Raw genomic sequence first — 278 nt, 5'->3', positions numbered from 1 at the left:
ACACTAAACCGACACAGGTGATCAGGTAGAGAATACTAAGGCGATCGAGAGAATCATGGTTAAGGAACTCGGCAAAATGCCCCCGTAACTTCGGAAGAAGGGGGGCCTGCCCCGTGAACCACCCTTGCGGTGGGGAGGCGGGTGTGGGCCGCAGAGACCAGGGGGAAGCGACTGTTTACTAAAAACACAGGTCCGTGCGAAGTCGCAAGACGATGTATACGGACTGACTCCTGCCCGGTGCTGGAAGGTTAAGAGGACCGGTTAGCACACTTGTGTGC

The 278-nt window shown here is 56.1% G+C and carries 1 rRNA gene; it reads left to right on the top strand.

The window, feature by feature from the left end:
* Positions 1–278: ribosomal RNA gene (locus RF641_RS17595) — 23S ribosomal RNA — on the top strand; the annotation flags it as partial.

It is taken from the genome of Arthrobacter sp. 'calajunan' (genome assembly GCF_046940185.1).
Taxonomy (GTDB): domain Bacteria; phylum Actinomycetota; class Actinomycetes; order Actinomycetales; family Micrococcaceae; genus Glutamicibacter; species Glutamicibacter soli.
The sequence above is the reverse complement of the archived record's forward strand: the minus strand, read 5'-3'. Positions and strand labels throughout refer to the sequence as shown.